The sequence below is a fragment of the Streptosporangium sp. NPDC001559 genome (genome assembly GCF_042893955.1).
In the GTDB taxonomy this organism is placed as follows: domain Bacteria; phylum Actinomycetota; class Actinomycetes; order Streptosporangiales; family Streptosporangiaceae; genus Streptosporangium.
Map to the genome: position 1 here is coordinate 216096 of NZ_JBIAVG010000003.1, position 13285 is coordinate 229380.

Sequence of the window (13285 nt, forward strand, 5' to 3'; positions counted from 1 at the left end):
CCGTTTGGTGGAGTTGACCCGCACAGTAGACGTTAGAGGGCATCATGATGAGGTTGGGCTGTGCCGTAACTGAGAGGTTGAGACGTGGAACTAACCGTGGTCATGCCTTGCTTGAACGAGGCGGAGACCGTGGAGACCTGCGTACGCAAGGCACTGGCCTGCATGCGGGAGCACGGGATAGACGGAGAGGTGCTGATCGCCGACAACGGCAGCACGGACGGCTCCCAGCAGCTCGCCCGTGACGCGGGCGCCCGCGTCGTGCACGTCGACGCCAAGGGGTACGGCAACGCCCTCATGGGGGGCATCAGGGCCGCCCGGGGCAAGTACGTCATCATGGGCGACGCCGACGACTCCTACGACTTCACCGCGCTGCTGCCGTTCGTCGAGCAGCTGCGCGACGGAGCCGACCTGGTGATGGGCAACCGCTTCAAGGGCGGCATCGCCCCCGGCGCCATGCCTCCGCTGCACCGCTACCTCGGCAACCCGGTCCTGTCCTTCATCGGCAGGCTGTTCTTCCCCAGCGCCATCGGTGACTTCCACTGCGGCCTGCGCGGCTTCCGGCGCGACTCGATCCTCAGGCTCGGCCTGCAGACCGGGGGCATGGAGTTCGCCAGCGAGATGGTCGTGCGCTCGACCCTGTCCGGTCTCGACGTGCGCGAGGTGCCGACCACCCTGTCACCCGACGGCCGTTCCCGCCCGCCGCACCTGCGCTCCTGGCGTGACGGCTGGCGCCACCTGCGCTTCCTGATGCTGTACAGCCCGCGCTGGCTGTTCTTCATCCCCGGCCTGATCCTGATGACCCTGGGCCTGGTCGCGGGCGCCGCCCTGAGCTTCGGGCCGATCTACATCGGCAAGCTCGGCTTCGACGTCGACACCCTGGTCGGCGCCTCTGCCGCCGTGGTGATCGGCTTCCAGGCGGTCCTGTTCGCCCTGTTCACCAAGGTCTACGCGGCCGAGGAGGGCTTCCTGCCCGAAGACAGGCGCGTGCGCAAGCTCGTCGACATCGTGACCCTGGAGAAGGGCCTGATCGCCGGAGGCCTGCTGGCCCTGGCCGGTCTCTTCGGCCTGGGCGCCTCGCTGGTCCACTGGCAGACGCGCAGCTTCGGCCCGCTGATCCCGTCAGAGTCGCTGCGCCTGGTCGTCCCCTCGGCGACCGCGCTGATCATGAGCTTCCAGACCATCTTCGCCGCCCTGTTCATCAGCATCCTGGGCATCCGCCGCTCCAAGGAGACGCCGATCGACGTGGCCGCCTCCGCGGCCGAGGAGGCCGCCCAAGCCGTCAGCCTGGACGGCGAGGAGCAGACGGCCCCCCGAGAGAGCACCAAGGCCTGAGCCCCTCCCGGGAGAGCGGCACGGCCCGATCCCCGGGAGAGCACCAAGGCCTGAGTCGGCGTCCCTTAGGCTTGGCTACATGTCCCAGCACATCCTGACCGCGGTCGCGTGGCCGTACGCCAACGGCCCCCGCCACATCGGGCACGTCTCCGGATTCGGCGTGCCGTCCGACATCTTCAGCCGCTACCAGCGGATGGTGGGCAACAAGGTCCTCATGGTGAGCGGGACCGACGAGCACGGCACCCCGATCCAGGTCCAGGCGGACAAGGAGGGGGTGTCCGCCCGTCAGCTCGCCGACCGCTACAACCGGGTCATCGCCGAAGACCTCCAGGCGCTCGGCCTGTCCTACGACCTGTTCACCCGGACCACGACGGACAACCACTACGCCGTGGTCCAGGAGGTCTTCAAGGGTCTGCACGCCAACGGCTACGTCTTCCCCAAGACGACGATGGGCGCCATCTCCCCGTCGACCGGGCGCACCCTGCCCGACCGCTACATCGAGGGCACCTGTCCCATCTGCGGCTACGACGGCGCGCGCGGCGACCAGTGCGACAACTGCGGCAACCAGCTCGACCCGATCCAGCTGGTCAACCCGGTCAGCAGGATCAACGGTGAGAAGCCGGTCTTCGTCGAGACCGAGCACTTCATGCTCGACCTGCCCGCCTTCGCCGAGGTGCTCGCCACCTGGCTGCAGTCCAAGCAGGGCGACTGGCGGCCCAACGTGCTGAAGTTCGCCCTCAACCTGCTGGGCGACCTGCAGCCCCGGGCGATCACCCGCGACCTCGACTGGGGCGTGCCGATCCCGCTCGACGGCTGGAACGACCAGGCGAACAAGCGGCTCTACGTCTGGTTCGACGCCGTCATCGGCTACCTCAGCGCCTCCATCGAGTGGGCCCGCCGATCCGGCGACCCCGAGGCCTGGCGGCAGTGGTGGCAGAACCCCGACGCCCGTGGTTACTACTTCATGGGCAAGGACAACATCGTCTTCCACGCCGAGATCTGGCCGGCGCTGCTGCTCGGCTACAACGGCCAGGGCGCCAGGAACGGCACGCCGGGGGCGCTCGGCGCGCTGGACCTGCCCTCGGAGGTCGTCTCCAGCGAGTTCCTGACCATGGAGGGGCGCAAGTTCTCCTCCTCCCGTCAGGTCGTCATCTACGTCCGTGACTTCCTGGCCCGCTACGACGCCGACGCGCTGCGCTACTACATCGCGGTCGCCGGGCCGGAGAACCAGGACACCGACTTCACCTGGTCGGAGTTCCTCAACCGCAACAACGGCGAGCTGGTCGCGGCCTGGGGCAACCTGGTCAACCGGTCGATCTCGATGGCCGCCAAGAACTTCGGCGCCATCCCCGAGGCGGGCGACCTCACCGACGCCGACCGCGCCATGCTCGAACGCAGCCGGGCCGCCTTCCCCAAGGTCGGCGCCGAGCTCGGGCGCTCCCGCTTCAAGAACGCCACGAACGAGGCGTTCGACGTCATCCGCGAGGCCAACAAGTACCTCGCGGACCAGGAGCCGTGGAAGATCAAGGACGACCCCGAGCGGGTCAAGTCGATCCTGCACGTGGCCCTGCAGGTCGTCGACGACGCCAAGACGCTGCTGACCCCGATCCTGCCCTCCTCCTCCAACAAGATCCACGAGATGCTCGGCGGGGCCGGCGTCTGGTCGGGGATGCCGGAGATCAGGGAGGTCGAGGAGAACGGCAGGCCGTACCCCATCATCACCGGCGACTACGACGGCCAGGCGCGCTGGGAGCACACCCCGATCCGGCCCGGGGTCCCGCTCGCACCGCCGACCAGGCTCTTCACCAAGCTCGACCCGAAGATCGTCGATGAGGAGCTCGCCCGGTTGGGGTGACGCGACAGGCTCGATAGGTTGGGGCGGGTGAGCACGACGAAGCTTCCCGCCCCTCCCGAGCCCCTGGCCGCGGAGGTGTTCGACAGCCACTGCCACCTCGACATCATGGTGGGCAACCGTCAGGCGTCCTCGGGTGACCCCGTCGCCCAGGCGGCGCAGGCGGCCCAGGCGAGCGTCGAGAGCATCCTCGACCAGGCCCGTTCCGTCGGGGTGACCCGGCTGGTCACGATCGGCTACGACCTGCCCTCCTCCCGGTGGAACGCGGAGGTGGCCGAACTGCACCCCGACGTCTACGCGGGGGTCGCGATCCACCCGAACGAGGCGCACGCCTCGACGCCCGAGGTGCTCGCCGAGATCGAGGCGCTGGCCCGGCTGCCGCACGTCAGGGCGGTCGGGGAGACGGGCCTCGACTACTACCGCGACTGGGCGTCGAAGGACGACCAGCACGCCAGCTTCAGGGCGCACATCGAGATCGCCAAACGGACCGGCAAGGCCCTGGTGATCCACGACAGGGAGGCCCACGACGACGTGCTGGACGTCCTGGCCGACCAGGGGGCGCCGGACGTCGTGGTCTTCCACAGCTTCTCCGGCGACGCCGAGATGGCCGCCAGGTGCGTCCAGGCGGGTTACTACATGTCCTTCTCCGGCCCGGTCACCTACAAGAACGCGGGCTACCTCCGGGAGGCCGCCGCGGTCGCGCCCACGGAGCTGATGCTGGTCGAGACCGACGCGCCCTACCTTCCGCCGACGCCGCACCGGGGCAAGCCGAACGCCCCCTATCTCATCCCTCTCACGCTGCGCTGCCTCGCCGAGGTCAAGGGGATCGACCCGGGCGAGCTGGCCACGGCCATCAGCGCCAACGGGGAGGCCGTCTTCGGCACCTGGTGAACAGCCGGAACACAGCCAGGCCACACGATGGCCCCGCCACAACGGCTTTCGGCCACGGCGCCGTTTTAGCCCGCAGCGCCTCGGCCCACGGCTTCACCTCGCGGAGACTTTGACCTCACAGCGTCTTCAGCCCACGGAGGTTCTCAACCCACCGAGGCGCCGAACTCCGCAGGCTCCCCGTCGTCCCGGGCGGGGGGCAGCGGGGTTCCCACGGTGTCGTTGCGACCGAGGACCGTCACCGCCCCCGAGCCGTCGCGGTCCGGAGCGCCGACCACGAGGCGGTTGCCGCCGAACCCGACCGCCCAGCCGAACCGGTCTCCCGCCTCCCCCCGCTCGACCACCCGGGCCGCAGACGGATCTCGCACCGGGACCACCACGACCCGGCCCCGTCCGCCGGGACCGCCGAACGGGGCGCCGACCGCCAGCCGGGCGCCGCCCTCCCCGGTGAGGGCGAGCGAGAAGCCGTACCCGTCACCGGTGGTACCTCGGGAACCCTGGCTGAGGGTGGTCAGCGGGGTGATCTCCTCGGTCGCCGAGGAGCGGAAGAGCCGCACCAGCCCCGAGTCGCGTACTCCACCGCCGTCGCCGAGCGGCGCCCCGACCGCGAGGTAGCCCGCCTCCCCCTCCTCCGCGTAGGCCATGGCGTAGCCGAACCGGTCGCCGGCGTGGGTCTCCACGATCCGGCGCAGGTCCCACTTCCTGCTGGTGTAGGCGTCCCTCGTGCCGGAAACGTCGTAGATCACGGCGATCGAGCCCGTGTCCGCGGCGCCCCCGCGCTCCTGGCGTCCCGTTCCGTCGTCGTTGTCGTACGGCGCGCCGACCGCGAGGTCGGCCGCGTCCCGCCGGCCGCCCAGCCTGCCGACGGCCACCGACCAGCCGAACATGTCGCCGGGTTCGCCGCTGCCCGGCACCCCCGGTGTGTCCTGGGAGATCCGCCGCCCCTCACCGAACCCCGCGCCCACGTCGAACAGGTGGACCGCGCCGGAGTCCTCGACCCCGTCGGCGTCCTCGTGCGGGGCGCCGACGGCGAGCGTGCCCCGCCACACGGCCAGCGACCAGCCGAAGTGGGCGCCCGCCTCGGGAGAGGAGGGGAGCAGGCGCACCGGAGGGCGGGCGGCCGTACCGTACACGATGTAGACGGCACCCGCGTCCGGCCGCCCCGCCACGTCCGTGTACGGCGCGCCGACCACCAGGTCCGCGCAGCGGTCGCCGTCGAGGTCGGCCAGCCGTACCGACCAGCCGAACCCGTCGCCCGCCGCGGGCGCGGGGGCGCGCACGACCCTTGTCTCGTCGCCTCTGCCGGACAGGACGTGTACGGCTCCCGCCCCGGTCGCCCCTCCCGGGGAGGCGAACGGGTCGCCGACGGCGGTGTCCCGGCCACAGCTCGCGGGGGACGACGGCGACGACGGCGCGGCCACGAGGGTGAACAGCAGCGCGAACGGCACGGCGGCCCGTGGGAGGAACCTCACAGCCGCACCTCGATCCGCCGTCCGCCGTCGGTCACCTGGCCGCTCAGCCGGGCCGGTCGCCGTTCGGGAGGCAGGTCGTAGACCAGGACCTGGTCCAGTCTGCCCCCGGGGGCGAGCGTGTCCGTCAGGCCCGCCACGGGCGCCTCGGGGGTGTGGGGCGTTCCCGCATCGTCGAGCAGGGTGAACGGGTCACGACTGAGGGGGACGCGTTCGCCACCCGGGTTGAGCAGGGTGAGCGTGACCACGCACAACCTGCCGCGCGCCGTCGTGCCCTCGTAGGAGGTCAGGCCGCAGCGCGGAGCCCGTGGCACGATCAGCTGTGGATCTCCGATCGGGGAGCCGATCGGGATCCGCCTGCCCACGTCGGTCGGACCGCCGCCCGAGGAGGTCCCGCCTCCTGCGCCGCCTGTGCTGGCAGGGCTCCCGAGGACGTGGGCCAGCACCGCGACGGTGATCGCGAGCGCGGCGGCCACCACGAGTCCCACCATGATCGATTTGTTCCGCCTGGACCGGGCCGCGGGGGGCGTCCCGGGAACGCCGAGGTCACCAAGGCCACCGAGGGCCCGGGTGGTGTCCGGTTCCACGTTGGCCGGAGGCCGCCACGTGCCGCCGAGCACGTCGACGACCGGCGTCGGCGGGCCTGCGGCCGGCGGATCCACAGAGGCCGGGGCGCCGCCGACCAGCGCGATCAGCAGGTCCTGCGCGGTCGGGCGTGTCCCAGGGTCCATCGCGGTCGCCCTGCGGACCAGGTCGTCGAGCGGGGCGGGAAGCGAGCCAAGGTCGGGCGGGGTGTTCAGCAGCCGCGTCGCCATGGTGATCATGTCGCCTCGGCCGTACGGGTGGCGGCCGTTGCCCGCGTAGGCGATCAGGCACCCCCAGGCGAAGACGTCGGCGGCCGGAGTGATCTCAAGCCCTTTCACCTGCTCCGGCGCCCACCATCCCGGGCTGCCGAGCACCTCGCCGGAACGGGTGAAACCACGGGTGGAGTCCAGCGCCCTGGCGATGCCGAAGTCGATCACGCGCGGTCCGGACAGGGACAGGATCACGTTGGCGGGCTTGAGGTCGCGGTGGACCAGCCCGGCGACGTGGATCGCCGCCAGCGCGGCGGCCACTCCGAGGGCCACACCGTGCAGCTGGGCGGGGTCGAGCGAGCCGTACACGCTGATCTGGCGTGACAGGGGAGTGCCCGGGATGTACTCGGTGACCATGTACGGCCTGCCGTCGTCGGCGTTGCCGTCGCCGAGCACCTGGGCGGTGCAGAACGAGGCGACCCGCCGGGCGTTGCGCACCTCCGCGTGGAACCGTTTGGCGAAGCCGTCCTCGACGGCGACCTCGGGCTTGATCACCTTCACCGCGACCAGGCGCCCCTGCGGGTTCCGTGCCAGGTAGACGGTGCCCATGCCTCCCTCGCCGAGGCGCCCGAGAAGCCGGTGCTCCCCGATCCGTCCGGGGTCGCCGGGACGTAACCCCTCGACGCCGGGCTGGTTGGCATCCATCACGGGGGCAATCCTTCCATCGCCGACTAACCCCCGTACGGATCACGTTATCCGGAAGGGCCGGGCGTCCTCACCGGGGGATTCCATGCGCGACACTTGTCGGATGACATGGGGAGCATGTGGTGAGTGAGGGGCGGCGATGAGCCTTCTCGGCCCGGTCGAGATACGTGAGCTGGCGGAGCGGCTCGGCGTCCGCCCGACCAAGAAACTCGGCCAGAACTTCGTGATCGACGCCGGTACGGTGCGCAGGATCGTCCGGGTGGCCGATCTGCGCCCCGACGACGTGGTCATCGAGGTCGGGCCCGGTCTCGGGTCGCTCACCCTCGCGCTGCTCCCCGAGGTGCGCGGCGTCGTGGCGGTCGAGATCGACCCGGTCCTGGCCGAACAGCTCCCGCTGACCGTCGCCGGGCACGCCCCCGAGCTCGCCGACCGCCTGACCGTGGTGCTCGCGGACGCCATGCGGGTGCTGCCCGAGGAACTGCCTGAGGACAAGCCGACCGCCCTGGTCGCCAACCTCCCCTACAACGTGTCGGTCCCGGTGGTGCTGCACCTGCTGGAGACGCTGCCGTCCCTGCGTGGCGTCCTGGTCATGGTGCAGTCCGAGGTGGCCGACCGGCTGGCCGCGGCGCCGGGTTCGAAGGTCTACGGCATCCCCTCGCTCAAGGCGGCCTGGTACGCCGACGTCCGCAGGGCCGGTCCCGTCGGCAGGACGGTCTTCTGGCCGGTGCCCAACGTGGACTCCGGGCTCGTCGCGATGACCCGCAGGCAGCCCCCGGAGACAACCGCCTCGCGCGAGGAGGTCTTCGCGGTGGTGGACGCGGCCTTCGCCCAGCGCCGCAAGACCCTGCGCGCGGCCCTCGCCTCCTGGGCCGGTACGGCCGCCGCCGCGGAGCAGGCGCTGCGCGCCGCCGGGATCGATCCCACGCTCCGTGGCGAGCAACTGTCCATCGAGGACTTCGCGCGAATCGCTGAAAATCGCACTTGAGCTGATTTGTCGGGGAGCTTTGCGAGGACGTGTGCGGGGACCCCGTTACGATCGGGGACCGTGACGAGCGATGAGAGGGACGCATGAACTCGGTGACCGTCCGGGTGCCCGCCAAGGTCAACCTGCGGCTCGCGGTCGGGCCGCTCCGCGACGACGGCTTCCACGACCTGGTGAACGTCTTCCACGCCGTGTCGATCTTCGACGAGGTGACGGCCGTCGCGGAGACCGGTATGCGGGTCCGCGTCGAGGGTGAGTCGGCGAGTGAGGTGCCGCAGGACGCCGACAACCTGGCCATCCGGGCCGCCCTCGCGCTCGCCGGGCACGCCGGCAGGTCCTATGGTGTCAGCCTCGTCATCCGCAAGACGATCCCGGTCGCGGGCGGCATGGCGGGCGGCAGCGCCGACGCGGCCGCCGCCCTGGTCGCCTGCAACGAACTGTGGGGCCTCGGCCTGCCGGTCGAGGACCTGATGGAGATCGCCGCCGACCTCGGCAGCGACGTGCCCTTCGCCCTGCTGGGCGGTACGGCCGTCGGCACCGGCAGGGGGGAGCGGCTGACCTCCCTTGATGCGGATGGCACGTTCCACTGGGTTTTCGCCCTGGCCGACGGCGGCCTGTCCACGGCGAGGGTCTACGCCGAGTGCGACCGCCTGCGCGCCGAGAGCGGTGACCAGGTCGGCCCGCCCCGGGCGTCACAGCCTCTGCTGGCCGCGCTGCGCGCCGGAGACGCCAAGGCCCTGGGCGCCGAACTGGCCAACGACCTGCAGCCGGCCGCCGTGTCCCTGCGCCCCAGCCTGGCCAAGACCCTGGACGCGGGCCGCGAACACGGAGCCCTGGGCGCCCTGGTCTCCGGATCCGGCCCCACCTGCGCCTTCCTGGCCGAGTCCGCCGACCACGCCGTCACCCTGGCCGCCTCCCTGCGGGCCGCCGGAGTGGCCAGGGACGTCCTGACCGCCCAGGGCCCCACCCCGGGCCCCACGGTCGTCTGAGGTTGTGCGGGGCCGGGCTCGTACGCGCTAGCCGGGGATCTTGTCCTGCTGACGTGGGCACAGGTTGCCGATGGCGAGCGTCGCTATGTACGCGGAAGTCTCCTCGTCGAACCCGCTGCGCCCAAGAACCACGGCCTCGGCGAAACCCTTGCCCTCTTCCAGAGCCTCACACATGTTCCAGCCGAGCCGTCCCAGCTTGTAGGGGTCGGCGTCCTTCAGCGCCTTGCGCTGTTTCACCGCCGCCGTGAACGCCGCCTCGAGTGCCGACGCCGACGGGTCGGGTGCCGCCGTCGGCTCCGTACTCGGCGTGCTCGGCCTGGTGTCCTTCTCCACCGGGGGCGGTGTCCTCATGGGCGTCGGCGTCGAGGCCGCCGGGTTCGCCACGGGTGTCCCGGCGCCGTCGTCGGGCGGGGCGGCCAGGCCACCCAGCAGCCTGAGCACGCCTATCACCGCGACGGCCGCGATGACCACGGAGATCGCCATGATCCTACGACTCCTCCGGGACGGCGATTCCGGCCGCCAACCGGGTGGCGGACCTGTGGGGGAAGGCTGCTCAGGGGGGCGCATCCGCGCACCATATGCCACATGTGCACCGATTGATCAGCAAACAACCGATACGAACACCCCAAAATGATCATCAGGGGAGTCCCAAATCCCACCCCGCTCGCCCCCTGGGTCCCAGCCCTCCAGGTAGCCCCGGTCCCCGGTCCCTGACAAGACAGCGCGACAGGCCGGCCAAGGTTCCAGCTCTCCCCAACCCAACTCACAACCATCGGCATCGGGTACGAAGGGTTTGATCTCGGCCTTACCGGCGCCAAGTGTGAGGAGTGTCGGTTCGGGCGCGCCGACGCTTGGACTGAGGAGTGAGGGAGCGAAGCGGACGAACGACGAGGGAAAGCGTTGGCCCAAGGCGCCCGAACCCGCGACGCCGCCAGGCGGAGCAAAGAGACGCAGTAACCTTATGAAACGATGAATCTGGTCAATCTTGAGTCGGTTTCCCACTCCTACGGTCCCAAGCCTCTGCTGAGGGATGTCTCCCTGGGCATCGAGGCCGGTGACCGTGTCGGGGTGGTCGGCCGCAACGGTGGTGGTAAGACCACGCTCATCTCGGTGATCGCGGGTGCCCTCACGCCGAACGCGGGACGGGTCACCCACAACCGGGGTCTGCACGTGGGGGTTCTGTCCCAGGGCGACGACCTCGATCCGGCGCTGTCGGTGCAGGAGATCGTCGTCGGCGGCAGGCCCGAGCACGAGTGGGCCGGTGACGCGGGCATCCGCGAGATCATGGCCAGTCTGCTCGGCGACATCGACCTCACCGCGCTGGCCGGGACCCTGTCGGGTGGTGAGCGGCGCCGTACGGCGTTGGCGAGGCTGCTGGTCGGCGAGCACGATCTGATCGTTCTGGACGAGCCGACCAACCACCTGGACATCGAGGCCATCGACTGGCTGGCCAGGCACCTGTCCGCACGCCGTACGGCGTTGCTGGTGGTCACCCACGACCGGTGGTTCCTGGACGCGGTCTCCACCAGGACCTGGGAGGTGGTCGACGGCACGGTCGAGCGTTACGAGGGCGGGTACGCCGCCTACGTGCTGGCCAAGGCGGAGCGGGCCCGGGTGGCCGCCGCCTCGGAGGCCCGTCGGCAGAACCTGATGCGCAAGGAGATCGCCTGGCTGCGCCGGGGCCCGCCCGCGCGTACCTCGAAGCCGAAGTTCCGCATCGAGGCGGCCCAGGCGCTGATCGCGGACGAGCCGCCGCCCAGGGAGAGCGTCGAGCTGGTGAAGTTCGCCGCGGCCAGGCTGGGCCGTACGGTCTATGACCTTGAGGACGTCACGCTGCACGCGGGCGGTCCCGGGGCGGGGCCGTTGGTTCTGGAGCACGCGACCTGGCAGTTCGGCCCCGGTGACCGGGTCGGCCTGATCGGGGTCAACGGTTCGGGCAAGTCCTCGCTGCTGCGGCTGCTGGCCGACACGGTGCGGCCTGATTCCGGCAAGGTCGTGCGGGGCAAGACCGTCCGGCTGGCCCATCTGTCGCAGGAGCTGGCCGAGCTGGACCCCACGCGGCGGGTGCTGGAGACCGTCGAGGAGATCCGCAAGTTCATCCAGGTCGGCAAGAAGGAGTGGACCGCCTCCCAGTTGCTGGAACGCCTCGGCTTCCGGGGTGAGGCGCAGTGGAAGGTGGTCGGTGACCTGTCGGGTGGCGAGCGGCGCCGCCTGCAGTTGCTGCGGCTGCTGATGGACGACCCCAACGTGCTGCTGCTGGACGAGCCGACCAACGACCTCGACATCGAGACGCTGAACGAGCTTGAGGACCTGCTCGACGGCTGGCCGGGCACGTTGATCGTGGTCAGCCACGACCGCTACTTCCTGGAGCGGGTCTCGGACAGGACGGTCGCGCTGCTGGGAGACGGCAAACTGTCGATGCTGCCCGGTGGCGTCGACGAGTATCTCGAACGGCGTGCCTCAGGCGGGGCGCTGTCGGCCAGGGCCGCGGCTTCGACGGACGCCCGTGTCACGCCGCAGCCGACGGAGGCCACCGGCCTGTCGGCGAAGGAGGAACGGGAGCTGCGCAAGGAGCTCTCCCGCCTTGAGCGTCAGCTCGACAAGCTGGGCACCCGCGAGGAGAGGCTGCACGCCTCCATGGCTGACGCCGCCGCCGACTACGGCAGGCTGGCCTCCCTCGACGCCGAGCTCAAGGAGGTCCTCGCGGAGAAGGAGACCGTGGAGACCGAGTGGCTGGAGCTGGCCGACCGTCTGGGTGAGTGAAGTCAGAGGTTTGCCCCTCGATGTGAGGGCAGTGGAGTCAGTGCGCTCCGGTGTCGGTCGCGTCAAAAGGGACGAGTAGCGTGCGCAGCAGGTCCGCGAGGGCCTGCTGTTCATGCTTTCCGAGGCCGGCCAGTAAGTCGCGTTCGCGGCGGAGCAGGTCGGCGAAGGCGTCGTCGACCCGGACCCGTCCGGCGTCGGTCAGGGAGACCAGCACCCCTCGCCTGTCCTCGGGGTCGGGGCGGCGCCGTACCAGACCGGCGGCGGCGAGCCTGTCGATCCGGTTCGTCATGGTTCCCGAGGTGACCAGGGTGGCCCTGAGCAGCGAGCCGGGGCTCAGCTCGTACGGCTCGCCCGCCCGGCGCAGCGCGGTGAGGACGTCGAACTCCCAGTTCTCCAGGCCGTGTTCGGCGAAGGCCGCCCGGCGGGCGCGGTCCAGGTGACGGGCCAGCCGGGAGACCCGGCTCAGCACCTGGAGGGGCTCGACGTCGAGGTCGGGGCGTTCCTGGCGCCAGGCGGTGACCAGCCGGTCCACCTCGTCACGGGGCCGGTCGAGGTCGCGGCCGGAGCGGTGCACGGTCATGCGGTGAGTCTATCTGTCTTGACATCGAGATAAATAACCCGTTATGAGTTGTCTTGATGTCAAGAGATATATGGAACCCACGGGTCTACGGCCGGTACGCCGACGAGCGGTCACGGCCCTTCTTCGACCTGGTCGCGAGAATAGCGGCGCGGAGCCCGCGCCGGGTGGTGGACGCGGGATGTGGCACCGGCGAGTTGACCGCCACGCTGGCCGAACGCTGGCCGGAGGCCGAGGTGCACGGCTTCGACTCCTCGCCCGCGATGCTCGCCGGGGCCCTTTCCGGGGCCTTTTCCGGGATCCCCGCGACGGGCGGGCTGAGCTTCTCCGTCGAGGACGTCATCCGGTGGAGTCCCCGCGAACCGGTCGACGTGATCGTGTCGAACGCCGTTCTGCAGTGGGTCCCCGGCCACCGTGACCTGCTGCCGCGCTGGGTGGAGGCGCTCGCCCCGGGAGGCTGGCTCGCCTTCCAGGTCCCCGGCAACTTCGGCGCCCCCAGTCATGCGCTGGTGCACGAGCTGTGCCGTACGACGTGGCGTGATCGGCTCGCCGACCTGGTCAGGCCGGCTCCGGTCGGTGAGCCCGCCGAGTATCACGACCTGCTGGCCGGGGCGGGCTGCCGGGTCGACGCCTGGGAGACCACCTACCTGCACGTCCTCACCGGCGAGGAGACCGTGCTCAGATGGATCACCGGCAGTTTCCTGCGCCCCATGCTCGACCGGCTGTCCCCCGAGGAGGGGGACGACTTCCTGCACGACTGCTCCGACGTGCTCGCGCGGGCCTACCCCCGTGGCCCCCACGGCACCCTGTTCCCCTTCCGGCGGATTTTCGTGGTAGCCCAGAAGATGACCGAAAAATGAACAAATGCTTAACGAAAGGCGTTGTCCGGACGGGGTGGGGTCTGTACCCGATGGGTAATTGCAGGTCGATCGTC

The 13285-nt window shown here is 70.6% G+C and carries 11 protein-coding genes; 7 read left to right on the forward strand and 4 right to left on the reverse strand.

All coding sequences use genetic code 11. The features are described from left to right. Positions 1 to 84 precede the first annotated feature (84 nt). From ACFYY8_RS08085 to ACFYY8_RS08095, 3 genes are all read left to right on the forward strand, one after another. Complete coding sequence (locus ACFYY8_RS08085) at positions 85 to 1332, forward strand: glycosyltransferase (protein WP_390038394.1); 1248 nt, start codon at positions 85 to 87, stop codon at positions 1330 to 1332. A gap of 79 nt (positions 1333 to 1411) precedes the next feature. Continuing rightward, a complete protein-coding gene (metG, locus tag ACFYY8_RS08090; protein WP_390038396.1) occupies positions 1412 to 3187 on the forward strand; it encodes a methionine--tRNA ligase in 1776 nt (591 codons plus the stop codon). 27 nt (positions 3188 to 3214) lie between these two features. Next, entirely contained in the window at positions 3215 to 4075 is an 861-nt protein-coding gene (locus ACFYY8_RS08095) for a TatD family hydrolase (RefSeq protein ID WP_390038398.1), read from the forward strand. A 143-nt stretch (positions 4076 to 4218) separates the two neighbouring features. Here ACFYY8_RS08095 and ACFYY8_RS08100 read toward each other — a convergent pair whose 3' ends face one another. Both ACFYY8_RS08100 and ACFYY8_RS08105 read right to left on the reverse strand, forming a co-directional pair. Further along, complete coding sequence (locus tag ACFYY8_RS08100) at positions 4219 to 5544, reverse strand: hypothetical protein (protein WP_390038400.1); 1326 nt, start codon at positions 5542 to 5544, stop codon at positions 4219 to 4221. Then, positions 5541 to 7040, reverse strand: coding sequence for a serine/threonine-protein kinase (locus ACFYY8_RS08105; RefSeq protein ID WP_390038402.1), 1500 nt, complete (start codon positions 7038 to 7040; stop codon positions 5541 to 5543). Before ACFYY8_RS08105 ends, ACFYY8_RS08100 begins: the two co-directional genes overlap by 4 nt. A 139-nt stretch (positions 7041 to 7179) precedes the next feature. Here ACFYY8_RS08105 and rsmA point away from each other — a divergent pair, with 139 nt between their 5' ends. Together rsmA and ACFYY8_RS08115 are read left to right on the forward strand one after the other, a co-directional pair. Beyond that, positions 7180 to 8025 (forward strand): 16S rRNA (adenine(1518)-N(6)/adenine(1519)-N(6))-dimethyltransferase RsmA, encoded by an 846-nt coding sequence (rsmA, locus tag ACFYY8_RS08110; RefSeq protein ID WP_390038404.1) that lies wholly within the window; start codon positions 7180 to 7182, stop codon positions 8023 to 8025. An 83-nt stretch (positions 8026 to 8108) separates the two neighbouring features. Then, positions 8109 to 9011: a 4-(cytidine 5'-diphospho)-2-C-methyl-D-erythritol kinase gene (locus ACFYY8_RS08115; protein WP_390038406.1), complete on the forward strand. Its 903-nt coding sequence runs from the start codon at positions 8109 to 8111 to the stop codon at positions 9009 to 9011. Between the two features lie 27 nt (positions 9012 to 9038). On the opposite strand, the gene ACFYY8_RS08120 is transcribed toward ACFYY8_RS08115, so the two are convergent. Further along, a complete protein-coding gene (locus tag ACFYY8_RS08120; RefSeq protein WP_390038408.1) occupies positions 9039 to 9494 on the reverse strand; it encodes a DUF732 domain-containing protein in 456 nt (151 codons plus the stop codon). Positions 9495 to 9980: 486 nt separating this feature from the next. Between ACFYY8_RS08120 and ACFYY8_RS08125 the strand changes: the two genes are divergently transcribed. Beyond that, complete coding sequence (locus tag ACFYY8_RS08125; RefSeq protein ID WP_390038410.1) at positions 9981 to 11774, forward strand: ABC-F family ATP-binding cassette domain-containing protein; 1794 nt, start codon at positions 9981 to 9983, stop codon at positions 11772 to 11774. A gap of 37 nt (positions 11775 to 11811) precedes the next feature. Here ACFYY8_RS08125 and ACFYY8_RS08130 read toward each other — a convergent pair whose 3' ends face one another. Next, on the reverse strand, positions 11812 to 12354 hold the full coding sequence (locus ACFYY8_RS08130) for a MarR family winged helix-turn-helix transcriptional regulator (protein ID WP_390038412.1): 543 nt from the start codon (positions 12352 to 12354) through the stop codon (positions 11812 to 11814). A 56-nt stretch (positions 12355 to 12410) separates the two neighbouring features. Here ACFYY8_RS08130 and ACFYY8_RS08135 point away from each other — a divergent pair, with 56 nt between their 5' ends. Then, positions 12411 to 13211, forward strand: a complete 801-nt coding sequence (locus ACFYY8_RS08135; RefSeq protein ID WP_390038414.1) for a trans-aconitate 2-methyltransferase — start codon at positions 12411 to 12413, stop codon at positions 13209 to 13211. Positions 13212 to 13285 lie beyond the last annotated feature (74 nt).